The sequence below is a fragment of the Paraburkholderia sp. RL17-337-BIB-A genome, assembly GCF_046025895.1.
Classification (GTDB): Bacteria; Pseudomonadota; Gammaproteobacteria; order Burkholderiales; family Burkholderiaceae; genus Paraburkholderia; species Paraburkholderia fungorum_C.
This window is the reverse complement of record NZ_JARESY010000003.1, coordinates 1,319,583-1,344,747: the sequence shown is the minus strand read 5'-3', so window position 1 is coordinate 1,344,747 and position 25,165 is coordinate 1,319,583. Positions and strand designations below refer to the sequence as shown.

The window sequence follows — 25,165 nt, the reverse complement described above, 5'->3', positions numbered from 1 at the left end:
AGACGTACTCGATTCCTGGGAATACGCTGACCGGCTGATACGGCCGGCCAGCGCCACACTATAGGGTGACCCGCAATCTTTCCGTTTGGGCGGCGCCGGCACCTCGATAAGCGGTCACTTCGATCTCGACGAGATAATCTGGACCTGCGAGGGGTGTCGCTGTGACGGTGCTGGCAGGGTCGATTCCCTGGAATTTTTCTGCGACGACCGCCACCACAGCAGCCTTATGTTCAAGCTTTGGCACGGCAACGCGCACACGCACCACGTCAGCGAGACCTGAATCGACCGCCTTCAAAGCACCTTCAATGTTTGCGAAGCACTGACGTGTCTGTTCCGTCGGATCGGACGACATCTCGCGTGTCTGGTAGTTGCGGCCTGCCGTGTTGGACACGAAAACCCAGTCTTGTACTACCACGGCCCGTGAGTAGTTGTTCTTGTCTTCGAAGATGCTGCCAGACTTCAATTTTTGAACCTTCAGATCTGCCATTTGATGAACTCCTGGTGGAAGTTTGTGGAAAATTTTGTATGAAAGCGGCGGTTCGCTATCGGACGCGCGTAGCTGGAGCGGCTGCTCAAGCCTCTTCGGTGAAGGGGAAGGCCCCTATGAGGGCGTCCGAACAAAGCTCGCGATAGTTTCTTGGATGAGAGACTATGACTGAATGATAGTGGTTTCGAGCTCACATGTGCTCATTTATATTTGGAGTTTACCTTTTGTCGTTGAAAAGTAACGCTTTTTGAAGTGACATGGTGCGCTCGGCTGCTCATTCGTATCGATTTTGTGATAGAACGTGATCGATTTGCTCATATCAATCGAACTCGACATAGAACTCCCTGACGGGCTGCAAGCCCTTGCCAGTCAAGGAGCGTCCGGGCTCCGGGTTGCATCTCGTATCAATCAAAATTGACTTGAACTTGCAACTTTCCAGGAAATTGAACTAGGGTTGGAGCATTGCTGTCGTCCCGACTTGCAGCAATGCGATAGCCTGTTCTGCACCCGTTCAGCGTCTTCCCAAGCAGACGCTGTCGCGTCGGTGACGGAGCCAATAGCTGACTTCTGGGTCGTCCGTGACGGAGCAGAACAGTGGCTGATCATTAACGACAATGTCGAGCAAGCCGATGCTCATGGTCCGCAAGTAGCTGACCAGACCACCCGATCTGTACCTTGCGTCGAAACCGAGCAACGATATCGAACGCCATTGCAGCTGGATTCAGAACTGGATGTCATTACTTCCCTATCTGGCAACCGGGAGTCGCCTGATGGGATTCCGCCCAGGCGCAGATGGAGCATGCCGCGCAGGTCTCCCTTTAGGAGTGCCACGCGTGCGCTTGTTCAAGTCACATCGGTACCGGTGCCCATCGCAATTTCCACGTTGGCCTGAGCGGGAGCAGGCGCATCGTCGACACCGTCGCCCGCCATGGCGACAACATGACCTTGCTGTGGCAACTCCTGAACGCGTTTGTATTTGTCCTGAGGCAGTACGCCAGCTTTGACTCCATCGAGCGCCGTGGAGGCGCGGGATTTAGACCATCAGCTCAGCGGAAAGCCGTCCACGAATGTGTCGCGCAGATGAGCTACAAATCGGCCTATAGCCCGCGGGACCTGCGAGGCGTACGGCCTCACCACGAAAAGCTGGTCGGCAAACGCGCCTGTTGGACGCCAGTCTTCAAGCAATATCTGCAACCGTCCCTCCAACACCGCTGTCTGCGCGGTGAAATCGGGAAGCAGCGCAATTCCAAGGCCGTCCAGCGCAGCGTCGCGAAGCGACTCGCTGTTGTTCGCCGCGAATGGGCCGTCCACTTTAACTACCTGCATCGACTCGGGCGCCCGTTTCTCCGAGGTCAGTTGGAAGGTCCATTCGGTGGCCCCCGCGCGCGAGGATAAAAAAGGCAGTCGTGTCGCGCCAAATCGGCGGGATGTGTGGGATGCCCGCGTTGCTCCAGGTAATCACGGGTCGCGACAATCACTGACCTGGTCTCGCACAGCTTCACCGCGACATGCGTCTCGGGCACCTGAGCGCTGTGTCGTATAGCCAGGTCAAATCCCTCAGTCGAGATTGAGCTCAGTCGATCTGAGACCTCGAGCTCGACCTTGACCTCGGGGTTTTCCCGCAAGAAGTGGGACATCTTCGGCACCAGTTGCTGACGGGCGAATGCAACAGGCGCCGTGACTCTGACCAGGCCGCGAGCCACTCCGGCCATTTCTCGCACATTCAAGAAGCTCGATGCAATCTCTTCGAACTGTGAACGGGTGCTTTCGACGAGCCTTTCTCCTGCATCAGTGAACCTCACGCTACGGGTTGTTCGCTGGACGAGCGCAATGCCGGCGACCCTCTCCAACTCGGCAATCTTCTGGCTCATGGCGGCTTTGCTGACGTTCAGTCGCGCCGCTGCCCGCGTATACGAACCCTGCTCAGCCAGCACGATGAGCCAGTGTAGATGAACCCACAGACCTTCCACGTTCTGTATTCCAGTCATGCGATTATTCACCCGGGAAAACAATTTGTTTGGGATTTACGGCTGTTCGACCCAGTTTCACGCCCCTAAACTGCGAACACTAAACAATCAATCCGTAGGGTGTCAAATGCAGAATTACCAGGATACAGCCGACGTAGTGCATTTCATTGGGGGCGCTGACGTGCGCGGTGCCAGCACCCGTACGCAGCCAGTCTTCAACCCCGCGACGGGAAAGTCACCGCGACAACTCGTGCTTGGTGAGAAGGCTGACGTCGATGCAGCGGTCGCGACCGCGAAGGCTGCTTTCCCGAAGTGGGCCAACATTCCGCCTATCCGTCGCGCTCGCGTCATGCTCCGATTTCTCGAATTGATAAATCGGCGTAAAGACGAGCTCGCTGCAATCATTACGGCCGAGCATGGCAAAGTCTTTTCGGATGCACAAGGCGAAGTAGCCCGTGGCATCGATATCATCGAGTTTGCGTGCGGTATCCCGCAGTTGCTGAAGGGCGACTACACCGAGCAGGTGTCGACCGGTATGGACAACTGGACGATCCGACAGCCCCTCGGAGTCGTCGCAGGAATCACCCCCTTCAACTTTCCCTGCATGGTTCCGTGCTGGATGTTTCCGGTGGCAATCGCTGCTGGCAACACGTTCATCCTGAAGCCGAGCGAGCGCGACCCGTCCGCGGCAATCTTCATGGCTCGACTGCTTAAAGAAGCGGGCCTTCCCGACGGCGTCTTCAATGTCGTGCAGGGTGACAAGACCGTGGTCGATGCGCTGCTGCATCATCCGGACGTTTGCGCTTTGAGCTTCGTGGGCTCGACGCCGATTGCAAGCTACATCTACGAGACCGGCGCGAAGCACGGCAAGCGTGTCCAGGCCTTGGGCGGCGCCAAGAATCATATGGTCGTCATGCCCGACGCGGACATTGACCAGGTCGTCGATGGGTTGATTGGCGCAGGCTACGGTTCGGCCGGTGAGCGGTGCATGGCAATCTCCGTCGCTGTGCTGGTAGGCGACATCGCCGACAAAATCGTTCCGCGCCTTGCCGAACGCGCCCGGAGCCTGGTGATTAAAGACGGCATGGAGCCCGACGCGGAGATGGGGCCGATTGTGACGAGGCAGGCACTGGAACGTATTGAAGGGTATATCCAGGTCGGGGTCGAGGAAGGCGCTGAGCTCGTCGTTGATGGGCGTGGGTTGAAGGTGCAGGGACGTGAGGAAGGCTTCTTTACGGGAGGCACGCTTTTCGACCACGTAACTCCCGAGATGCGAATCTACAGCGAAGAAATTTTCGGACCGGTCCTCGCGTGCGTACGCGTAAAAGACTTCGCCGAAGCAGTCGAACTTGTCAACAATCACGAATTCGGTAATGGCGTTGCCTGCTATACGCGTGACGGCAACGTTGCACGTGAGTTCGGCCGGCAGATTCAGGTAGGCATGGTCGGTATCAACGTGCCGATTCCGGTTCCGATGGCATGGCACGGCTTCGGTGGATGGAAGCGTAGCCTCTTCGGCGACATGCATGCCTACGGCGAGGAAGGTGTGCGCTTTTACACGAAGCAAAAGTCGATTATGCAGCGTTGGCCCGAGAGCATCGGCAAGGGTGCCGAGTTCGCAATGCCTGTTTCGAAGTAACTTTTGACCTTGCGGTACGTCGCTACTTCGTGTGCGCCGTGCCGATCAAAAGCTTCGCCCGATAGCGAGTATCCGGCCGGGATATCTTCAGTGACGTCCCGGCTAGAGGCGTTCCCGACTGTTGGTGCAATCACCGACTTGGTCGCGCCCCTAGTTCAGCAAACAGTTCGCTAAAGCCATCGGTCGTCAATCGGTCAAGTGCTAGCAAGATATCGTCTTGTCGATCCGCACTGATATTGGCGGTTGCAATGCGTCGGAATTTTTCCGTCACCTGGGACCGGGTCATCGGGTTAGCCACGTCCCCTAAAGGAAAAGGCACCGTTAAGCTTTGAGGTCCCTCGCCTTGATCCAGGATGACGCGACAAGGCGTGCTTTCGGGGAACGCATCGTCGAAATCCGAGTGTGCGGCAAGTTCAATGCGAGCAGCCAGCGACAGTACCTCAGGATCGTGCAGGCTTATGGGATCGACGGGTTGCAACGCGGACGCGCCACGAAGAGCTGCCAGAGCGCAGCTAAAATAGTAGCTGTATTGACCGCCTTCCAGCGTGTGGGGAGCGCGTTCGTTTGACAATTTCAGGCCACGCTGGAAGGTCTCGATCCGGAGGCTGAAGATCGGTTTTCCTGGCTGCCGTAAAGCCAAAATCCCATCTACAGCCGCGTGCATGTAACGACAGCACGCATATGGCTTGAGATAACAATCCTGCACCCACCAGCTCTCGCCCAGTCCACCGGTGAGCACTGCACGTCTGAAATGGTCGTCCCGGTCCAGGAGATCGCGCGGACCTGTCGCTCCAGCCTTGGCGCGAAATGCAGCGATCAGGCCGGCGACCACAGCGGGGGGAATCATTTCCTTGACCGTGCTGCCCAGATATTGCGTACTGCCCGACGGATACCCGATTGGCCCCTCGGCGCCAGCAATGCCCATCGCGTGCGCAAGCTGGCGCGCATCCAGGCCAAGCATCCTGCCGACGGCAGCAGCGACGCCGTAATTAACCCAGCGGCCGCTCGCGTAGGTTTCTATTGTTGGCGTTGGGCGAGCAGTGGCAACACGCAGGCCCACATCGTAGCCCAAAGCCAATGCGTCGAAGATGCGTTGGTCCGGCACGTTGAGGGCTTGGCCAATCGCAAGAACAGCAGGAATAATCCCGGCTCCCGCGTGGCCGGCCGCCCCCCGGTGGCCGTCGTCGATGTCAAGAGCGCTCGCCGCTGCGGCATTCGCCATCGCGGCCCCGGCGATACTGAGGGCGGGCCCAGTTAACCAGACGTCTACCTGGCCTTGTCCAAAGATCTGTTCACTTGCACTCCGGGCAGCTTTAGCCAGTTGCGAGTTTATTCCGGCAGCTGTGGCGCCGATGAGGTCCGTAACCAGCAAAGAGCAAGTTTCACGAGCTTGCTCCGGCAAGCCACCATCTGGATGACCGACCACGAACGCCGCAAGTTCATCAATAGCGTGCATTAGTGTTCCTTCTGTGTTGCTGTGGTTTCAAGTTGGGAAGAGTCTGGTGTCATGAGTTGCAGATTCGTCACATTATTTGGCTCGTTGTTTGTCTTGCGCATAGCGGGTCCTTCTATGCCAACGATGCGATAGGCACCACTCCTTCAGTGATTTCGCGGTTTCGGCGGCTTCAGGGTGGCGTGGAAGTAGCTTTGAAGACGCTTTACGGTCGCGGCGTCTGGGTGGTACGGCGACCGGATAAACGCGCCGCCGGCAAGCGCAATAAAATGATCCAGTCGGGCAATCATCGAGATGTCGATATTTGTCAAATGGAAGCGTGTTAGCCTTGTTCATGTGCAACGTCTTTACCTCGTTACGGCGGTGCACCGATCTGGGCAATAAAGGCGCAGAACATCGCATTCCATAAAACGACCTTATTGGGTTTTCAACGACGTTTTCTCAGTAATAATTGGCGCGAGGCTCATTGAACCTTTCAGGTCATAGCCGTAAACCACCCGATCGTTGTGGACCCACACTTGCAACTGGTCAAATAGCGGTACCGAGCAGATCTCGTCGTGGATTTTTTGCTGAGCACTTTTCCAGTAGGCCAATTGCCTGGCAGGGTCCGGCTCTACGCGGGCAGCACGGATGTCTGAGTCAGCGACCGAACAGTGAGAAAAGTTCGACATTGCGGTGGGCGTGTTCACCGTAGACCTGGAGTCGTAAAATTCAGTCAACCAGGTGTCGGCGTTAGGAAAGCGCGCCGCACTATATAAAACGAGCGCGCTCATGTCTTTCCGGCTTTGCGCCTGATAGGTTGAATGATCCACGACGGTCATGTCGAGCTTGATACCAGCCTTCGCAAGTTGGGACTGTACGATTTCCATCGAGGACTGCAAACCCGAGAGATTAGAAACGATCGATTTGATAGTGACACCATTCGGGTACCCAGCCTCAGTCAATAATTTCTTTGCGTCGGCGACGTTATATGGGTATGCACCAGCCGCGCAATCGGCACCCAGATATCCCGGCGGCACTGCTGAGCAGCCTTTGGTCGCTACGTCTGCGCCGACGAAACGAACCATTTCGTCAAGGTTGATCGATTCCGCCAACGCTTTTCGCACCTTGATGTTGTCAAGCGGTGGCTTTCGGATATTGAGAAACAAGCTGCTAAATTCGCCTGGCCTGAAAATGTCAACATTTGTGCCGCTACGTTTGCGGGCTCGCTCCACCCAGCGTTGTTCACGTTCGCCGTAGACGACATCAAGTTCGCCGGAAGTGAACGCCAATTCACGATCGCTGTCCGCGGGGATCATGCGGTACGTGATACCCGCGAGCTTCGGCTTGCCCCGGAAGTATGATTCGTTTGCCACCAACTTTACATACTGCTGTGTGACATGCTCTTGAAATTCGAATGGTCCAGTACCGACTGGATGATTCCCAAATTGGCTGCCGTATTTCTCGGCAGCTTTCATGCTGATGATGAAGCCGGCGTGATAATTGGAGACACGCCCCAGGAAGTCCTCGTCGGAGTACTTCAATGTGATGCGCACCGTGTAAGGATCCGTCGCTTCGACCTTATCGATAACGGCGTAGTTCGCTGCAAAGCTCGACTTCGATGGATCAGCTGCGCGCTGGAGCGAATAGACTACGTCCGCTGAGGTCAACTCGCCCCAGTCTCCGTGAAACTTGACGCCATGGCGAAGATAGAACGTCCAGATTTTTTTGTCGCTCGATACCTCCCAGCTTGACGCGAGATCAGGCTCCAGCGTTTTTGGGTCAGCACTGCCTGGCGCAAAGCGTACAAGACCGCTATAAATTTCTGCGACCATTCCGAGATCGCCGGTCGACGTTGCCCTGTCTGGATCCAGTGTCAGTACATCCGGTGCGCCCGAGCTTACGCGGATAATCGGGCGTTGATCTGTCTGCGCCAAAGCGCCGCTCGAGATAAAACTTGCCGAAGCCAGCGTCAGCACGGCTGCTAACCATTTCCATGCAAACCTACGTTGGCCCCCGCTTAGAAGGTCGAGCTTACGCAGAGCGGCCGGCGCGGCATTTGCGCCAGCGGTGGCGGCGCACGCAGCAAATACTTTAGACATTTCCATCGCGAGTTCCTAATGGTGATTTGCGAGTTGCTGTGAAGATGTTTTTTATAAAGCGATCAACTGAGAAGGTCGACAGCGGCGTTGAGGTCTCTCCATCGCAGATTAGGTCTGCCAACACTTCACCGACGCCTGGAGCGAGAAGGAAGCCACCGCCCGAGAAGCCGGAGGCATGTAAGAGACACGGGTCGTCTTGCGTGAGCCAATGATCAGGTTGCTGTCAGGCGTCTTGCCTTCGACTCCGCTCCAGGTTTGATGGGCGACTGGCTCCGCAATCTACTCACGTCTTCCGGCGTCCGCCCCAATTCCTGTGCGAACAGAGCCATAGGGGCTTCACCACACACGCGACCCTGCCATCGGCCTATGTCGACACGAGTTAGGGCTTTCAATCGGTTCAGTTCCGAGGCCTCGCCTCGACGAATGCATTGACGCAAAAATTAATTGGTGTCGTCTCGAATTGAGGTCGCGCAACGGTCGCTCACCGGTATTTCGTACTACGATCTGTACTGCCGTCGGTACGACGTCTTCGTTCCCTCGACATCACGGCCAGGCTATCCCGTTTCAAGGACCGCTTTGCTCACGTACATTCCTGCTTTTAATCATCAAATGACATTCGAGGCCAGATCGTATCCTCGTTGAGAAAGACTGTAGGTAGCCAATTCACCATCGTCAATCAGGAATTTCATCAAAAGTCGTAATTTCATGACAGCATCCGTATAATGGAATGAATGTAATATTGTATAGTACAGTAATTCAACAGATGGATGTTCAGGCCGATATCTGGTAGTGTACGATGTGCGCAGAAACACCGACGTATGGCAAGTGTTGATGAAGCTATAAGAGGAAATCAGATGAAATCATTGCAAGGAGTGGCGCCGGATCCTGTTGATGCTTCGGCGACACCGGGTGTCGGCGTGATACAGCGTACTTTTGCGATCATTCGCGCGATTGGGTCAGCTCAACCGGATGGCTGTCGAGTGACGCATCTAGGGAAGGTGATCGGGCTTAGTCAGCCCACGGTCCATCGTTTATTGCGAGCGCTTACTGAGGAGGGCATTGTCGAGCAAGACGCTGGCACAAAGCTATATCGGCTCAGCGTAGAATTTTTCGCGTTGGCGGCTCAGGCCGGGAATCCAAACGGGATCCGCGACCTATGCCGAGCTGCATTGCTGCAGCTGTGTTCGAGTCTTGGAGAATCCATATTCCTCATGGCGAGGAGTAGCTTTGACGCAGTTTGTCTCGATATGTGCGAAGGTCCCTTCCCAATTCGCACGTTCACTGGCGACATTGGCGGCCGGGTAGCGCTCGGGGTGGGGCAAGGAAGTCTGGCGATACTTGCCTTCCTGCCAGAAGACGAAAGGGAGGAGATTATTCGCTACAACGTCCCGCGGTTGCGCGCCTATGGCATGCTGGACGAAGTTTACCTGCGCACGGAGATCGAACGGACCCGATCACTTGGTTACGCGGGCAGAAATACCGGGTTGCTGGAAGGAATGGCAGGGGTTGCCGTACCGATACTCGACCGTTCGGGCCATGCTGTTGCCGCGTTAAGTATTGGTACGCTTGCCACCCGGCTTGATGACGACCGCTTGCCAGTGGTGGTTGATTTGCTGCGTCGGCACGCGGATAAAATTGGTCCTCGCACTAATCCATTTGACACGGCAGTGCGCCGTTCGCTGCACGGCGGAGCCCGAAGAAAGATTCAGCCAGAAGAGGTGCGGATGCATTCGACCTAATGGTGGTCTCGATCCGCTTTACGAAAGAAAATCGAGAATTATTTGCGAGAGGTTAATCAAAGTGCCTGCTCCCATTGAGCGTATGCTTTAAATGCCACCAGACACCGCCAGCAGCGTTCCAAGTAGCAAACTAACCTCGACTAAGTTATGTTTGACGTGACGCCATACCGCTATATCTCATGCAGCCGCTCGGAGATGGAACGGCCGCCGGTCATCGCGCACGATTCAGGTTGATCAGTGAATACCGTAGATCAGAGCAAGGTTAAAGGTTTATCCGCAATTTTTCTGCTTCCGCGGCGCCCGCACCGCGGAAAGCAGTCACTTCGATTTCGACGAGGTATTTGGAGGCTGCAAAGGGGTGTCGCAGTCACTGTGCCTGGCAGGATCGACTCCAGCGAATTTTTCTGCGACGACTGCAATTACTGCTGCCTTCTGTTCGAGCTTCGGCAAGGCAATACGCAGCCGCACGACGTCGGCGAGGCTTGACTGGACTGCTTTCAAAGCACCCTCAATGTTCGCAAAGCACTGGCGCGTCTGCTCTGTAAGCGGTTCACGTGGGCCGTTCGTCCACGCGCGTGCACGTGAGGCATGATGGTGATCCGGACTTGGACTGTCAGGTAGCGGGTGTCGGAGGACTGGCTGGCGTGTGCAGCTTGTCGGCCACGCGCCACGGCAGAAGCTCGTCGATGCGATTGATTTTATGGTCAGCGATGTGAGTTAGCACATAGTTCAGATAGGCGCGCGGATCGATGTCGTTCAGTGCGCAAGTCCCGATCAGCGCGTACATTGCGGCGGCCCGTTCACCGCCGCTGTCGGAACCGGCAAACAGGAAATTCTTTCTGCAATGCACATAATTGCATTGCAGAAATAATGCGCAGCCGCAAATTATGCGGAGTTTGCATCGTACGGCTCGTCACGAGCGCCAGTGCGACGCGCCTTGCAGGGATCTGTGGCTTGCAGCAAACTGCACATAAAAAAGATGCTTTCCTGTTTGGGTTGTTACCCATTCAGGAGAATCATCATGATCGGCTTGGTTCCTCTTCGACCGCAGCCTCAGGCGTGGTTGTGGCGCAGCGTCCTTTCTCCTTTCGCAGAGCGCTACTGCGAATATCTCGTTGATACCGGCTACGCGGCCGGCACCGTCAACCGCTACGTGAGGTGCGCCGCGCACTTTGCGTATTGGCTTACAACGCACCGTATAGCCGTAGCAAGTGTCGACGATCGACTTGTCTGCAGGTTCGTGAACGACCATTTGCGGCGATGTACCTGCCCAGATCCGATTCCGAGGTGTCGGACAGACGTGAGTGCTGCACTTCGGCATTTGCTGGTCGTGTTGGGCGCGTGCGGTGTCCCTCGGTTTCTGCAGGCAGAACCGGATTCGGTGCAACAGGAGGTGTGTCGCTTTACTGACCACCTCAAGGACGTTTGCGGCCTAGCCGAATGCACGCGATATCAGCGTGGTCGAATCATTCGCGATTTCTTGCGTCAGCGCTTTGGTCGCAAACACATCGACATGGAGCAGCTAACGATTCGGGATATCCGTCGTTTCGTTACGCGCTACCCTGACGGGTGCAATGCTGGAGCCGCTCACGTAGCGGGCGTGACGTTGCGCAGTTATCTGCGATTCAGGACCATGCAATATAACGACCAGGTCGAAGAGCTGATCGCGGCAGTACCGAACGTGGCTGGATGGAGGTTGGCGGCGCTGCCTGAAACGCTTTCGGATGCAGCGATTGAGCAGTTCCTGAACTCCTTCGATCGCGCGACTGCGTCCAGCTTACGTGATTACGCAGTGGCGCGCTGTCTGGCTGATCTTGGGTTGCGGGCTGCGGAAGTCGTGCAAATCCAACTCGACGATTTAAACTGGCGCGAAGGCACGCTGCAAATCCGTCGCACCAAATCGCGACGGGGCTACGTCATTCCGTTGCCCGAGCCAACAGGTCGTGCGATCGCCGACTATATCCGGTTAGCCCGAAGGAAGACGACGACCTCCCGTGCTGTCTTTGTCCGGCATTACGCACCCGCCGACGTTCCGTTGGGAACCGGGCGCGTCCATCAGGCCGTGCATGCCGCATATGTTCGCTGCGGCTGGACTGAACAATCTGGAACCCATCTTCTGAGGCACAGCGTGGCCCGACGGCTGCTTCGTTCCGGCTCGTCGTTGAAGGAAGTGGCTGACGTATTGCACCATCAGAGCATCGACACCACCGCGATCTACACGAAGATCGACCTGCGAAGCCTGGAGGCCGTGGCGCTTCCCTGGCCGGGGAGCAAATCATGAAGCGTCCCGTCAAATCGGCACACACAATGGTATCGCTGGTGGAAACGTATCTCGCAGAGCGACGCTGTCTCGGCTTCGACCTTGCGATCTCGGGGCAGGTGCTGATGAACTTCGCCCGCTTCGCGGATACGGCGCACGATCGCGGTCCGATCACCGAAAGTCTGGCCCTTGCTTGGGCACACTCGACACCGAGCCAAAGGTCCATTACCTGGGCGCGTCGGATCGAGGTAGTGCGCCCCTTCGCGAAGTACCTCAGGCAGTTCTATCCCGATACGGTTGTTCCGCGACGCGACTTGTGCGGGCGGGCCCATCGTCGTCTGGCGCCGCACATCTACACGGAGCAGGAACTCGGCGAACTCCTCACGGCGTCGGCGGCGATGTTACCCGTCGGTTCGATCATACCGCTTACATATGAAGCGCTGTTTGGTTTGATTGCGGCAACCGGCTTGCGTATCTCGGAAGCCATCAATCTCTCTCGAGACGACGTGAATCTTGCTGAGGGCACGCTCACGGTGCGCGAGACGAAGTTTCACAAGTCGCGCCTTATTCCGATGCATCCTACCGTAACTCTGGCCATGAAGCGTTACGCTGCTCGCCGTGCGCTGGTCGTCGCCGCAGAGCCGTGCGATTCGTTCTTTGTGAATCTTGATGGCAGGAAGTTGCAGGCCCGAACGGTGCACTGGGTGTTCGGTCGGCTTCGCGAGCAACTCGCGTGGACTTCTCGGGGTGACCACGCGTTGCCTCGAATCCATGATCTTCGCCACACGTTCGTGTGCCGGTGCATCCTCAAGTGGTATCAGGACGGCGTGAACGTCGACAACCGGATGATTGCGCTGTCGACATATCTGGGGCACGTGAAGCCGAGCGATACCTACTGGTATCTGACTGCGGTTCCCGATCTCATGGAAATCGTGAGCCGGAAATTTGCGTGCTTTGCCGAAGGGGTACGTCATGACTAAAGCCTGCCTAGTTCCTTCCTTCGCGACGCTCCTGCAGGACTTCTTCGTCGAACGGTTGATGCAGCAACGTGCGGTGAGCCCGGAGACGATATCGAGCTACCGCGATTCGTTTCGTCTGTTTCTTCAGTTCGCATCGGATCGCCTTGCCAGGTGCCCAACTGATCTGAAGCTGTCGGACATGGATGCGCCGCTGATCTTGGCGTTTCTGCGGCATCTCGAGGTTGAGCGGCGCAACAGCACGCGGACCCGCAACGTTCGACTCGCAGCGTTGCGCTCGTTCTTGAAGTACGCGGCACACCGTGACGTCGCGTCGTTGGCCGTTATACAGCGCGCACTCTCCGTGCCGATGAAGCGGTGCGATAAACCTATGGTCGGATTCCTGTCACGCGAAGAGATTCAGCAACTGTTGACGGCGCCTGACCCGGACACCTGGTCGGGTCAACGCGACAGGGTTCTGCTGGCAACGATGTATAACACGGGGGCGCGCGTCTCGGAGATGCTGGCACTACGCGTCAGTGATGTCGTGCTGGGTACATCACCCTTCGTTCATATTCTTGGCAAAGGACGCAAGGAACGAACGGTGCCTTTATGGCGATCCACGGCCAGGCTCATCAAGGGGTGGTTGCCGCAGATCCAGGATGCATCAAGTCAGAGGCTCTTTCCAAATCGATCGGGAAACGCGATGACACGCTCCAATGTCGCCGATCGAATGAGAATTGCCGTAACGCGCGCGAAGGACCAATGTCCGCAACTCGCCAAACGGCGTGTTTCTCCGCACCTGGTTCGTCACGCGACTGCCATGCATCTACTTCAATCAGGCGTCGACCTCTCGGTCATCGCCTTGTGGCTGGGACACGAAAGCCCATCGACAACACACTGCTATATGGAAGCCGATCTGACGATGAAGCAGCGAGCGCTGAGCAGGATTCAGCCACCGGAAGTGAAGAACCGTCGCTATCGACCACCGGACCGCATCCTCCAGTTCCTTGAGTCGCTGTAATTATGCGTAGCTCGCCGAACCGCGAATCCCTGCGGATCGCGTCGGCGACTCGCATGGCACTCTTCGACAATGAGTAACTCCGCATAATTTGCAACTGCGCATTATTCCGACCCAGGCTTACACAACGCAGCGCGTTTTCCGCGATGTTATTGTCGATCTCGAGCGTGCCGTCTTCGCAATATAGCGTCAGGGCGCGCCACTGGTTAATCGAGTAGTTGATCGCCTTGGCAGTGTCGGACTTCGACGACAACGTTTCGAGCTTGGCCTTGAGCCACGCTTCATAGATTTGAAGCAGTGGCCAGGCTTTCTCCTGCCGTATTCGTAGCCGTTCGGCCGCAGGCTTGCCGCGAATGGAGGCCTCGATGTCGTATAGCGCGCCAATGTATTCAAGTGCTTTTTGCGTCGTGTCGGACGGCGTGCGCACATGGATGTCGTAGAACTTTCTCCTCGCGTGAGCATGACATGCCGCTTCCAGTACGGAGCCACCCAGGAACAGCTCATCGAAGCCCGCGTAAGCGTCCGCTTGCCGGGGTCCCCCTGAAGCCGGCGAGATGAGTCTGAGGGTGGATGCCCTGTCTGTTCGGCGAGTATGCGAACCATACCGCAGCGGGTTGCATCGACCCCGAGCGACGATCGTCGCGCACATAGACCCATAGCCGACCGGTGCGGGTCTTCCTGTTGCCCGGTGAGAGCACCGGGATCGGCGTGTCGTCGGCATGCAGCTTGGCGGCGGACACCGTATAGCGGCGCAGCGCCTCAATCAGCGGCGCGCACAACGCTTCGCATTGACCGACCCAGCGACCCATGCTGGCCCGGTCGAGCGTCACGCCGTCGCGCGCCGCGATCGCCGATTGCCGGTACAACGGCTGGTGGTCTGCGTATTTCGAAACGAGGATATCCGCCAGCAAGCTTGGATGGGCAATGCTCCGCTCGATCGGAAGGCCGGGCATCGGCGGCTGCCTGATGGTGCTGCAGCATGGGCAAACGAATTTGCGCCGGATCGTGCGAACGACTTTGAACGCCGCTGCGACCCGGGCGAGTTGCTCGGACACGTCCTCACCGAGCACCTGCATCTGTTGACCGCAGTCCGGGCAACTCGATTCGGGCTCGAGCACATGATCCTCACGCGCGAGGTGCGCAGCCAGTGCTTGCCTCGAAGCCGCTTCGTCCGTCGGTGCATTGGAGGAGGAAGCGTTTGCGTCTCGAGCTTGCGCACGCTCCACGTCTGCAACGCCGCGTCCGGCGGCCAGATCCTCGAGTTGGGTCTCGAGGGTCTCGATCTGCCGCTGCAACTGTTCGGACTTGCGGCCGAACTGCATGCGCCGAAGTTTGTCGATCTGCGCCTTAAGCTGCTCGATCTCGACATCGCGTTCAGCAAGCAGACTACTGGCCTCGACCAGCAAGGCCTTCAACAATTCGACATCGTCTGGAAGATCGGCGCCGTTCGACATACGCCGTAGTTTACGAGTCTGCGGCGCGGTTTACAACATCGATAACGCGGCGGTACGACGGGGCTGTCGCCAATCGATGCCCTCGAGAAGCATCGACAGTTGTGCTGAACTCAGATGGACCTTCCCGCCGTCGGCCTGGGGCCAGATAAAACGACCCCGCTCAAGCCGCTTCGCGAGAAGCCAGATTCCGTCCTCCGTTGCCCAGAGGATTTTTACGAGGTCGCCCCGGCGGCCCCGGAAGATGTAGACGTTGCCGCCCAGTGGATTCTCTTCAAGCGCCGTTTGTACCTTTGCGGCCAGCCCCTGGAACCCACATCGCATGTCGGTCACGCCCGCAGCGATCCAGATGCGCGTACCAACCGGCAGAGAGATCATGATCGCAGACTGCCCAGCACAGTCCGCAGCATGTCCGCGTCGACCAGGCCGTCTACCTTAATCACCGCACGGCCGATGCGGATCTCGATCGTGCCCCCACGCGACGCTGGCTTCATATCTGGCGCTTGCGGCCCCCCCGAAGAGGACGCAACGACCTGCGTCGGCGCGTCACACAGCAGTACGACGGGGAGCAGGCCGGTGGACGGAGCTTGCTGCTCGGCAAGATATCGCCGCCGCCAGGTGTACAACATGTTCGCGTTGATGCCATTCTCACGGGCCAGTCTCGCGACCGAGACGCCCGGCTCACACGCTGCTGCCGCCAGCCGGTCCCGAAGCTCCCGTGGGTAATTCGGACGGCCTGCTCGACTTCCATGCTTCTTCTCTGGAGATTCTGACAAAGTGGTGTCCATCAAATCGGAAATGATGGACATCACTTTGCTGTGTATCGCAGCAACCGCCTACGACGGTGGGGACGAGCCGCTTACAATGCTCCTCCTGATATCGGTCGACATCTCACGAGTTTGATAATTGCGGCCTGCTGTATCGGACACAAAAATCCAGTCTTGTACAACGACCGCCCGTGAGTCGTTGTTTTGTCTTCGTGCAAGCTGCCGGACTTCAACTTTTGTACTTGCAGATCTGCCATTTAAAACACTCCTTGGCGTAGAGCGAAGCAAGTCTGTCACTACCAGGCATTGCGCCGGCGTGGAAAATCGCGTGGAGGTTGACATTTTAACGTCCAACTGAGCGGCGCTAAAGTGTCAATTCGCATATATGCGTATTAAATTTGTCAATTCGCCTCCTACACTTCGAATCCCCTCTTGAAAGCGTGGATTCACGGAATCGTCCCTTCCGCTGGTCAAGCCGATCGCGCTTGTGCGGCCACGAGGCGCGCATCGGTTCGAAGCATTCAGCTCCAAGCTGCAGCGCCGGACTGCGTTCTGTCGACGTTTCCTGCTACTGCTCTATTTGGTCGGGAGGCGGCCGCGTCCTCCTACCCCGAAACTTGGCGCAAATCGTGTATAAATACGGAGACCGCCAAAGCGACATCACCATCAATTCACGCCCGCACAGGACGATGGCAAACAGATAGAGATGGGTCCGCTCGCGTACCGTGGAGCTCTCGCTGCTGAACCTTCTGAACGGTGAGTATTAGCGACGTGTCCAGGAAGCCCCGGCAATATTCAACCGACCGGCTCCCGCCGGTCAAGTCGTAATCACTGGAACAATCTATGGCAAACGGCTCTGCAATTCACGCAGGAATTCATCGGGAGGCACAAAGAACGGATTTTCCTGGAGATTCCCACCAATGATCACCAGCGGGTGCGTACGAACCACATCCATGATCACACCGGCGCTAAATTTCGCGAGATCATAGACGCAGACAGTAATGTGATCGTACTTTGGCAGGAGGTAATTCAGCCGTGCTTCATACTCGATGAGGTCGGTGACGCCCGGCCGATCCTGCAGCGCCCACTCCATGCTCGCCCAGAGGCGAGCATGGGAGAAACCATCCACATTGCTGGCGGCATAGAGCCCGTCGATCAAGCTGAGCATGGCATCGGGATTGAAACGCCCACCACGCAGATAGGCTTCCTCCCACGAGCGAATCTCGATTTGACCACGCTGACGGAGCGCGACGGCGTCGATGCCTGACTGCTCCAGCCAACGAAGATGTTCTGCCCGATACTCAGGATCCAGAATGAAGATTGATCTTTCGTCCTGGTCCATCGTTTCCTTGATGAAGGGCAGTAAGACGCGATACTCTTCCGCGCGCGAGTTGAAGAATGCGCAGGCGTGACGCCTTTCCGTGAGCATTTTTCCGGCGAGATGCACACACGGATCCCTTTTCGTCGTATCAGTCACGTTTCTACTCCTACCGCAGTCCGGCCGGGCTTGTCACAGCGTTGTTCAGGTATGTTCTGCGTTTTTTACCCACCGAAACGGCCTACAGAAGAATCTACGAGAATCCTTTTATACTCTACTCCAGGTACAGGCCTGATCCAAGATATGCGCGGGAGCGACAGACTGTGGCGCAAGACGTGAAGCAAGTGGGGGCAGATGTGCACGATGAGACATCACGGTTGCGAACTGCGCTCAGGGATCTGGTAGCCATTTCCGCCGTCCCAGCCGCTTGGGTAGGCAGGGAACCGCAGGCGATCGCTGCAGAATTTGCGGACGTACTCGTCCGGTCGTTGCGTCTTGATTTTGTTTTTGTCCGATTACTCGATCCTAGAGACAATGTCGCGATCGAAGTCACGCGAGGAAACGCATGGCCGGAGTTTCCCAAATGGCTGCAGCGCCACCTCACCGAGGGCGGCCGGTTTCCCCCTCGTAAAATCTTCTCGGACATTGGCGGAGATGCCCATGAGGGGCACGGTATCGTCATTCCCATCGGTGGTAATTCCGAGGGTGGTCTGGTTGTCGCGGCACGTTATCGCGCCGGTTTTCCCGACGACATCGATCAACTGCTGGTTTCCGTCGCGGCAAATCATGCCGCAACTGCGTGTCAGAACGCGCGCCTGATCGTTGAGCGGAGGCGCGCTGAGGAGGCGTTGCAGCAGGCCCGCGATGACCTTGAGATAAAGGTTGCGGAACGGACCGCGGAATTGAGTCGGACGTTCAAGGTCTCGCAAGCGCTCTCGGGCGAGATCGTGCAGGACAAGCTGCTCGACACGCTCATGCGCACAGCGATGGAGCAGGCGGGCGCGGATCGCGGCCTTCTGCTACTGGCGAGTGGCGAGGAACCAACGATCAAAGCGCAAGCGTCGATCAATGGCGACAGGGTCTTTGTGCAAGTGGGCGACGAGTCCGTGACAGCGACGATGCTGCCACAATCCATGCTTCACTACGTCTTGCGCACCCGGGAAAGCGTGATTCTTGATGACGCGGTGAATGACGGTTCGTTCGGCTCCGATCCCTACATCCAGCAATGTCGGGTCCGCTCCGCGCTGTGCCTGCCGCTGATCAACCGGGGCGAGCTGGTCGGGGTGCTCTACCTGGAGAACAATCTTGCCCCCCGCGTCTTCGCGCCAGCCCGCCTCGCGGTGCTGAGGCTATTGGCGTCGCAGGCGGCGATCGCGCTGGAGAATGCCCGTTTGTATCGCGATCTGGCCGAACGCGAAGCCAAAATCCGGCGTCTGGTCGACGCCAACATTGTGGGGATCTTCATCTTTGCTCTCGAAGGTCGGGTCATCGAGGCCAATGACGCATTTCTTCATATGGTGGGGTACGACCGTGAGGATCTCATCTCAGGCCGTATCCGCTGGACGGATCTGACGCCGCCGGAATGGCTCGACCGCGACACCCGACAATGGCTGCCGGAACTGATGAGGACCGGGATCCTGCCACCGTTCGAGAAAGAATATTTCCGCAAAGACGGCACCCGGGTGCCAGTCATGATCGGTGTGGCGAGCGTCGAAGAAGCCGGGCATCAAGGTGTTACGTTCGTGCTCGATCTGACTGAGCGCAAGCGAGCCGAGGAGGCTTTGCGCGACGCGCAGATGGAACTGGCGCACGCGAACCGCGTTGCCACCATGGGCCAGCTCATCGCCTCGATCGCCCATGAGGTCAACCAGCCCATCAGCGCGGCGGTCATCGGCGCCCAGGCCGCCCTGCGTTGGCTGGATGCAGAGCCGCCGGATTTGGAGGAAGTGCGGCAGGCGCTCGAACGCGTCGTCAAGGATGGCTATCGAGCGGGGGCCGTTCTCGGCCGGATTCGAGGTATCGTCAAGAAAGCGCCCTCCCGGATGGAAGGGGTGGACATCAATGAGGCAGTCCGCGAGGTGATCGAGCTTACCCGCGGGGAAGCAGTAAAGAATGGCATCGCAGTACAAACGGAGATCGCGAATGGCTTGCCGCTCATCGAGGGTGATCGGGTGCAACTGCAACAAGTGCTTCTTAACTTGATCATGAACGCGTTCGAGGCAATGAGCGACGTCAGCGACGGCACGCGAGAGGTGCTAATCAGCACCCGGAACGCCGGGACAGACGGCGTACTCGTCGCGGTGCGCGATTCGGGGCCGGGCTTGGCGCCGGCCGTAGCGGAACGCGTCTTTAGCCCCTTCTACACAACGAAGCCCACCGGCTTGGGGATTGGACTTTCGATTTGCCATTCGATCATCGAAGCGCATGGCGGACGAGTGTGGGTGAACGAAAATCTGCCGCGTGGCGTCACCTTTCAATTCACTGTGCCTGCCACGAATAGCACCTCCTGAAAAAGCACAGTCGGCGTCACCGATGCGACAAAAGCTGGATAGATCATTACCGCGAACGTCCGGTGTCGCAACCATTGCCGACGGGCGTGCGTTCCGTTCGGTTGCCCGCAACGGGTCGATTTTGGGCAAGTGCATCGGTCAGTAGCGGCCTCGAAGCGGTCGTCCGTATTCGGCCGCTCGACCATCAGGTGTCTGAATGGTTTGGCCAATAGAATTGTTTGGCCACGACGGCATGACGGTCGCGGGCCCTAAAGCCTACCCACCGTGGGTGCTGTATATCATGCAGGTTATATCGGAGAGTCTATGCGTAACGTTCGAAGAGCACTGTGCGCGCTGCTGCTCGCTTTACCCTTTTGCGGTATGGCACAAGCCGACATCATCACGTCCTGGCAGTCAGTCCCGATGCCTCCGCCTCCAGAGTTGAAGACATTTACCGTTACCGATCCAGGTCATACCGCGCTATTGCTGCTCGATTTCGACACCAGTACCTGCAACAGCAAAGAGCGTCCTACCTGCGCGGCCTCACTGCCGTATGTCGCCAATCTGTTGAGCAAGTCGCGCGAGGCGAACCTGATGATCGTCTACAGTCTGACTAGCACGGGCACACTGGCGGCGGTGCCGCCGGTTATCGCGGCCAAAGGTGGCGAGACGGTCGTGCAATCGGGTGTGGACAAGTTTTTCAACACCGATCTCGAAACGGCTCTGAAGAACAAGGGCATTCAAACCGTGATCGTTACCGGCACGATGGCACACGGCGCAGTGTTGTACACCGCAAGCGAAGCGGCGGTGCGCGGCTTCAAGGTAGTGGTCCCGACTGATGGCATGTCGAGCAGAGACCCGTTCGGCGAACTCTCGGCCGCGTGGATTCTAGCCAATGCGCCGGCCGGCGTGAGCAAAAACGTTACGCTGACTCGCTCCAGCATGATCAAGTTTTCAGAGTAGGCGATTCTTCGTCTGCGAGATCTGTCAGCGCGATGCGGAGGAGTGCTGTGAGTTGCTCCTACGTCTCAAAGCCTGGCTCGAATATATATAAGGGCCACGGGTGGAGCGTGGCCAACTGCGTCAGTCCGTGCCCGGCCAAAGGGACGGTCGCGGGTCGCCGACGAATGACTGCTCGTGCGGTGACATCGGCCGTCCGCCTGCTCGCACGCGCCTGATGGGCTATTCGAGGTTTCCATCGACCCAGTCTATGAATGTAGGGGTATGAACAAGGTACGCGCGAATTCCTATCATAAGCATCCAGGTTATATAAACCGGAAAGATCATGCCGTTCAGGGCGGTTCAGCTGGAACCCTATCTGTCCGCGAAGGCGTTCCGGATCTGTTGGGCCCGTTTGACTTCGTCGCTGTGCAGGTAGATCGACGTCGTCGCAATCGAGGCATGACGCAGGTTATCCCGTACCGTGGTTAGCTCGGCGCCGCGTGCGAGAGCGTGGGTTGCGTGGGTGTGCCGAGTCCAATGAGGGCTGGCGCGACGCAGCTTTTCCGCGAGTACCGGGTTGTCCGCCTCAACGACTTCGGCTGCTTTCGCAAAAAATCTTCGAGTGATCTCCCATAGCCGCACACCGCTGATGCCTGCCGCACTGTCCTGCTCGAGGCTGCCGATGAGCGGCGTGTCGGGGATGCCACCGGGTCGGCGTGACCGGGAGCCCTCGCTCCACCAGATAGCGGTCCAGCGCGCCGCGGGCCACTGGTGGCAGCGCGACCTTACCCGCCTTGCGGCCTTTCCCGACAACGCTCATCCAATGATCGCCGCGGGCGTCGGTTTCGATGTTGCCGAGGCAGGCGCCGACCAGTTCGCTGGCTCGCAAACCGGTCGCATAGGCGAAGTCCAGCACGAAGCGCAGGCGTTGCGCCGCCGGCGTCTCCCAGCCATATGACCACTCGAGTCCGTCTGCGATCGTCCGCGCGAGCAGCCACTCGCCCTCGGTAAAGGCGTGGGACGTGTCGAGCACGGTTGAGCGGCTGGTGCCGCGCACCTTGACGCCAGCGAACGGGTTGGCCAGCAGATAGCGCTGCTCGATCAGCCAGCGGAACATCGCGCCAAGCACGGACAGCGCGTAGGCGGTTGAGCGCGCCGACAGCCCACCGGAAAATGGTCGCCACTCCGGCGAGGTGCGCGGGCGCATGGGTCCCACCCAGCGCTCGCGCGGCGTCGGCCGACGCAGAAAACTTCTGTACGCGATCGCATCCTCTGTCGTGAGCGACGACAGGGCTCGCTCACGGTCCACGATCGCCCAGAGGATCAGGCGTTCAGCTTCCTTACGGTAGGCGCGCTGCGTTGCAGGGGATTCGTGCAGCGACAGCCATGCCTGCACGGCTGCGTAATCGTTGTTGGCGTCGAGCGTGCAGGTGTGCCGCGGCGCGCGAAAGGCGCCCGACGAGCCATCGACCTCGTGTGGCAGCCGGAGCGACTCCCACGGGACGACTGCGCCAGGACCGCTGAGCGCGATCAGCGCGTGGGCCCGTTCGGACAGTGCAGGATGCGCGGCGAAGAACGCTTCGATCCGCCTTGCACTTGCCGGGCCGAGCCCGGGGACCGCTTTCCACCACTGACGTCGGCGCGGAATCCGCACTGTGAGGTCCGCCAGAGTCGCAATGTCTTGTGCACGCAGCACAGAAACGGCGCGAGCCGGCAGCCACAAGCCGATGTCGTCACTGATCTGCGGTGACGGCGGGCCTGCATGTCGCAGAACTTCGATCGCATCTGCGACGCTCTTCGCTTCCCGGAAACGCTCACCGTCGGCGTGCTCGAAAACAGCAGCGAGATCCTGCCGGCCAACCTGCCGCGCAAACTTCGCCAGTCGCCGTCGAAGCTCGCCGAGCAGGCCGCGTGCCGACTGCCCTGCCCCGACACGATCCGGCAGGTAGCGTTCCGCGGCTTTACGCACCGGCATGCCGGCGTACCAGGCACGCAGCATGGCGAGTTCGTCGGCATCAGGAAAATCGTCGGGATCGGAGCCGGATGCTGAGGTGAGGCGCGTTTTCATGCCATCGAGTTTAGTTCGGAAACGTCGCTACAGGGATACTGCAGAGCGTTTTTTCGTTAGCGATCGCGGCTACAGGCGCATCACCAGGCCGATCGAGATCACTCCGCGGTCGGTAACGAAAAAACCGTTTGCGCTAAACCGCTCCGCAGGCGGTGACCGCTATGGGCAGTGATTGACTGCCGCGGTAATTTGCGAGGCTCGTGGTGGGTTATCGCACCTGTGCTCGACACCATCGCGTGACGCCTGCGTGGCGAGAGACGCACGAATGTAGTGAGCCGCGGACCAAGGCTTTGACTTTTGTGCCATTCGGGTGCTGCGACGAATCGAAGGTACGAGTGCAGCCGCGCTTGCCTCGTCGGGATAGGCAAACGTGTCCAGAAACAGGTGCATTGGCAACTAGTGCGCATGGACGGAACCTGGGGGGGCTCGTGGGAGGCTACCGGGCATACTTTCAATGCGGAGCATGCGGCCCGTGCCGCACACGGGGCAGTCGCGCAGCGACTTGCCGGTCAGTCGCTGGTAGCGGTCACGGTAGTCTTCGCCGGGCTCGGTTGACGCAGCGGCGGGAGCCTCGACGCCGAGCAGTTGCCGGCAGGTAGCGAGCCTGTCAGAGCGGTGGCAGTTGGCCATCCATCCGTAGCTGCGGATGCGCTTGAAGCCCTCGGGCAGCACATGCAGCAGGAAGCGGCGAATGAACTCATCGGCCGTGAGCGTCATGGTCCTTTGCCTGGCCTCGTGCCGGTAGTCCTTCCAGCGGAACTGCACGGTGCGCTCGTCGAAGGCAAGCAGCCGGTTATTGGAGATGGCGACGCGATGGGTGTAGCGGCCCAGGTAGTCGAGCACGTGTTCGGCGCCACCAAACGGTGGTTTCGCGTAGACGACCCAGTCCGCGTGAGCAGCGGGCGCGAGCCAGGCGGCGAACGCTCGCGGGTCACGCAACGGCTCAAGCTGGCCACGGAAGTGCAGCGCGCCGGCGTCAAACGCGCGGCGCAGCTGTTCGAGAAACAATCGGCGAAAGAGCCGTGAGAGCACCCGCACGGGCAGGAAGAAGCCAGGACGGCAGGCGATCCAGCGCTCGGCGTCCGGCGCGATGCCCCCGCCTGGCACAACGCAATGCACATGGGGATGATGCAGCAGATTCTGCCCCACGTATGCAGGATTGTGATGAAGCCGATCTCGGCACCCAGGTGATTCGGATCGGCGGCGATCGTGCGCAGCGTCTCGGCGCTGGCGCGAAACAGCAGATCGTAGAGCGTCTTCTTGTTCTGCAAGGCGAGCGCGGCGATGGATTCGGGAAGCGTGAAGACGACATGGAAGTACTCGACCGATGAGAGGAGTTCCGCGCGCCGACGTTCGAGCCATTGCGCGCGGGCGAGCGACTGGCACTTCGGGCAGGCGCGATGCCGGCACGAGTTGTAGGTGATGCGCTGATATGAGCACGTATTGCACTGCTCGAGATGGGCGCCGAGCGCGGCGGTGCGGCACAGTTCGATGGCGCTCATCACGCGACGCTGGACACGACTGAGCCCCTCGGCATGGGTTTGCCGATACTGAGGTCCGCAGCGGCGGAAGATGTCTGCCACTTCGATCGCCGGCCGCATGACTGGGTTCAGACGTCCTCTGGCACAGCGGGCGCAGACGGAATGGGTGCGGGGTGCGGAAGCAGGTCGAAGGGGCTGGTGGTGGAGCACACGGCGCTCGTGGCCACCGTCAGGTACCGCGAAGTGGTGGCAAGGGACCCTGTGGCCCATGAGCAGTTGGATCTTGCGCACATCAGTACCGGCTTCGAGCAGATGAGTGGCGAACGCGTGCCTCAGCACATGCGGCGTAATCGGCTTCTGGATGCCGCTGCGCTGTCGTGCCCTGTTGCATGCCTGCCAGATCGCGGCAGTGGTAATCGGGTGTCCGGGGACGTCGCCGGGAAAAAGCCAGTCGCGAGGGTGAGCATTGAGCCAGTACGTTCGCAGGATCTCGAGCAGCCGTGGTGAGAGCATCACGAAGCGATCCCTACGGTTCTTCCCCTGGTTCACGCGGATGACCATGCGCTGGCTGTCGATATCGATGGTCTTCAGGTGCGCCACTTCTGAAATTCGAAGACCGGCGGCATATGCGGTCATCAGAATGGCACGGTACTTCAGGCTGGGAATTGCGTCGAAAAAGGTTGCTATCTCATCGAGGCTCAGGATGACGGGGAGTCTTAGCGGCTTCTTCGGCAATGGAAAGTCCTCGTCGCTCCAGTCGCGTTTAAGCGTCACGCGGTAGAGGAAGCGCAGTGCACCGATCGTTGGGTGGAGACTGGCGGGCGCTAGCTTGCGCTCTTCCCGAAGATAGATGAGCCAGGCCCGTATCTCCTCGGGACCCAGTAACTCGGGCGAACGGCGGAAGTGCCGGGCGAAGCTTGAAACCTGAATAAGATAGGATCGCTGAGTATTTTCGGCGAGATTACGGATCTGCATGTCGTGTAACATACGTTGACGCAATGGCGTCATGGCGCACCTCCTGGAAGCAATGATGAAGCCCGGGTGGG

Annotated in this window: 15 protein-coding genes and 6 pseudogenes; 7 read left to right on the top strand and 14 right to left on the bottom strand. The window is 58.6% G+C overall.

The window, feature by feature from the left end; all coding sequences use genetic code 11:
* Positions 1-58 precede the first annotated feature (58 nt).
* A complete protein-coding gene (locus P0D84_RS44530; RefSeq protein ID WP_408349407.1) occupies positions 59-487 on the bottom strand; it encodes a Rid family hydrolase in 429 nt (142 codons plus the stop codon).
* A 1,041-nt stretch (positions 488-1,528) separates the two neighbouring features.
* Positions 1,529-2,475 (bottom strand): annotated as a pseudogene (locus P0D84_RS44525) (LysR family transcriptional regulator).
* 106 nt (positions 2,476-2,581) lie between these two features.
* Between P0D84_RS44525 and P0D84_RS44520 the strand changes: the two are divergent.
* Positions 2,582-4,093: a CoA-acylating methylmalonate-semialdehyde dehydrogenase gene (locus P0D84_RS44520; RefSeq protein ID WP_408349404.1), complete on the top strand. Its 1,512-nt coding sequence runs from the start codon at positions 2,582-2,584 to the stop codon at positions 4,091-4,093.
* 130 nt (positions 4,094-4,223) lie between these two features.
* Here the strand turns inward: P0D84_RS44520 and P0D84_RS44515 are convergent, their stop codons facing one another.
* From P0D84_RS44515 to P0D84_RS44500, 4 genes and pseudogenes are all read right to left on the bottom strand, one after another.
* Positions 4,224-5,549, bottom strand: a complete 1,326-nt coding sequence (locus tag P0D84_RS44515) for an MmgE/PrpD family protein (RefSeq protein ID WP_408349401.1) — start codon at positions 5,547-5,549, stop codon at positions 4,224-4,226.
* A 413-nt stretch (positions 5,550-5,962) separates the two neighbouring features.
* On the bottom strand, positions 5,963-7,633 hold the full coding sequence (locus tag P0D84_RS44510) for an ABC transporter substrate-binding protein (RefSeq protein WP_408349398.1): 1,671 nt from the start codon (positions 7,631-7,633) through the stop codon (positions 5,963-5,965).
* Positions 7,620-7,885, bottom strand: a pseudogene (locus P0D84_RS44505) (NAD(P)/FAD-dependent oxidoreductase); the annotation flags it as partial. The gene P0D84_RS44510 and the pseudogene P0D84_RS44505, both read right to left, overlap by 14 nt.
* Positions 7,879-8,064, bottom strand: a pseudogene (locus tag P0D84_RS44500) (bacterioferritin-associated ferredoxin); the annotation flags it as partial. The pseudogenes P0D84_RS44500 and P0D84_RS44505, both read right to left, overlap by 7 nt.
* A gap of 417 nt (positions 8,065-8,481) precedes the next feature.
* Here P0D84_RS44500 and P0D84_RS44495 point away from each other — a divergent pair.
* A complete protein-coding gene (locus P0D84_RS44495; protein ID WP_408349395.1) occupies positions 8,482-9,366 on the top strand; it encodes an IclR family transcriptional regulator in 885 nt (294 codons plus the stop codon).
* Positions 9,367-9,684: 318 nt separating this feature from the next.
* Here the strand turns inward: P0D84_RS44495 and P0D84_RS44490 are convergent, their stop codons facing one another.
* Both P0D84_RS44490 and P0D84_RS44485 read right to left on the bottom strand, forming a co-directional pair.
* Positions 9,685-10,059, bottom strand: a complete 375-nt coding sequence (locus P0D84_RS44490) for a Rid family hydrolase (RefSeq protein WP_408349859.1) — start codon at positions 10,057-10,059, stop codon at positions 9,685-9,687.
* Positions 9,980-10,207, bottom strand: a pseudogene (locus P0D84_RS44485) (transposase domain-containing protein); the annotation flags it as partial. The pseudogene P0D84_RS44485 and the gene P0D84_RS44490, both read right to left, overlap by 80 nt.
* Before the next feature lie 459 nt (positions 10,208-10,666).
* Here P0D84_RS44485 and P0D84_RS44480 point away from each other — a divergent pair.
* From P0D84_RS44480 to P0D84_RS44470, 3 genes are read left to right on the top strand one after another with little or no spacing between them, the layout of a single operon-like run.
* A complete protein-coding gene (locus P0D84_RS44480; RefSeq protein WP_408339053.1) occupies positions 10,667-11,647 on the top strand; it encodes a tyrosine-type recombinase/integrase in 981 nt (326 codons plus the stop codon).
* Complete coding sequence (locus P0D84_RS44475; protein WP_408339055.1) at positions 11,644-12,606, top strand: tyrosine-type recombinase/integrase; 963 nt, start codon at positions 11,644-11,646, stop codon at positions 12,604-12,606. The genes P0D84_RS44480 and P0D84_RS44475 overlap by 4 nt, the downstream gene beginning before the upstream one ends.
* Positions 12,599-13,606, top strand: coding sequence for a tyrosine-type recombinase/integrase (locus tag P0D84_RS44470; RefSeq protein ID WP_408339057.1), 1,008 nt, complete (start codon positions 12,599-12,601; stop codon positions 13,604-13,606). Before P0D84_RS44475 ends, P0D84_RS44470 begins: the two co-directional genes overlap by 8 nt.
* 497 nt (positions 13,607-14,103) lie before the next feature.
* Here the strand turns inward: P0D84_RS44470 and tnpC are convergent, their stop codons facing one another.
* The 4 genes from tnpC to P0D84_RS44450 all read right to left on the bottom strand — a co-directional run bounded on the left by tnpC (position 14,104) and on the right by P0D84_RS44450 (position 17,298).
* Positions 14,104-15,057 carry an IS66 family transposase gene (tnpC, locus tag P0D84_RS44465; RefSeq protein ID WP_494478249.1) on the bottom strand — a complete coding sequence of 318 codons (954 nt, stop codon included), beginning with the start codon at positions 15,055-15,057 and terminating at the stop codon, positions 14,104-14,106.
* Between the two features lie 30 nt (positions 15,058-15,087).
* A complete protein-coding gene (tnpB, locus tag P0D84_RS44460) occupies positions 15,088-15,432 on the bottom strand; it encodes an IS66 family insertion sequence element accessory protein TnpB (RefSeq protein ID WP_074294021.1) in 345 nt (114 codons plus the stop codon).
* Positions 15,429-15,830 (bottom strand): IS66-like element accessory protein TnpA, encoded by a 402-nt coding sequence (gene tnpA, locus P0D84_RS44455; RefSeq protein WP_408348807.1) that lies wholly within the window; start codon positions 15,828-15,830, stop codon positions 15,429-15,431. The genes tnpB and tnpA overlap by 4 nt, the downstream gene beginning before the upstream one ends.
* Positions 15,831-16,662: 832 nt before the next feature.
* Positions 16,663-17,298, bottom strand: coding sequence for an MEDS domain-containing protein (locus P0D84_RS44450; RefSeq protein WP_408349392.1), 636 nt, complete (start codon positions 17,296-17,298; stop codon positions 16,663-16,665).
* Positions 17,299-17,462: 164 nt separating this feature from the next.
* Between P0D84_RS44450 and P0D84_RS44445 the strand changes: the two genes are divergently transcribed.
* Together P0D84_RS44445 and P0D84_RS44440 are read left to right on the top strand one after the other, a co-directional pair.
* On the top strand, positions 17,463-19,649 hold the full coding sequence (locus tag P0D84_RS44445; protein WP_408349389.1) for a GAF domain-containing sensor histidine kinase: 2,187 nt from the start codon (positions 17,463-17,465) through the stop codon (positions 19,647-19,649).
* Positions 19,650-19,952: 303 nt separating this feature from the next.
* On the top strand, positions 19,953-20,591 hold the full coding sequence (locus tag P0D84_RS44440; protein WP_408349386.1) for a cysteine hydrolase family protein: 639 nt from the start codon (positions 19,953-19,955) through the stop codon (positions 20,589-20,591).
* Between the two features lie 351 nt (positions 20,592-20,942).
* Here the strand turns inward: P0D84_RS44440 and P0D84_RS44435 are convergent.
* Both P0D84_RS44435 and P0D84_RS49135 read right to left on the bottom strand, forming a co-directional pair.
* A pseudogene (locus P0D84_RS44435) lies at positions 20,943-22,638 on the bottom strand (site-specific integrase).
* 396 nt (positions 22,639-23,034) lie between these two features.
* Positions 23,035-25,094, bottom strand: a pseudogene (locus tag P0D84_RS49135) (IS91 family transposase).
* Between the last annotated feature and the right edge of the window lie 71 nt (positions 25,095-25,165).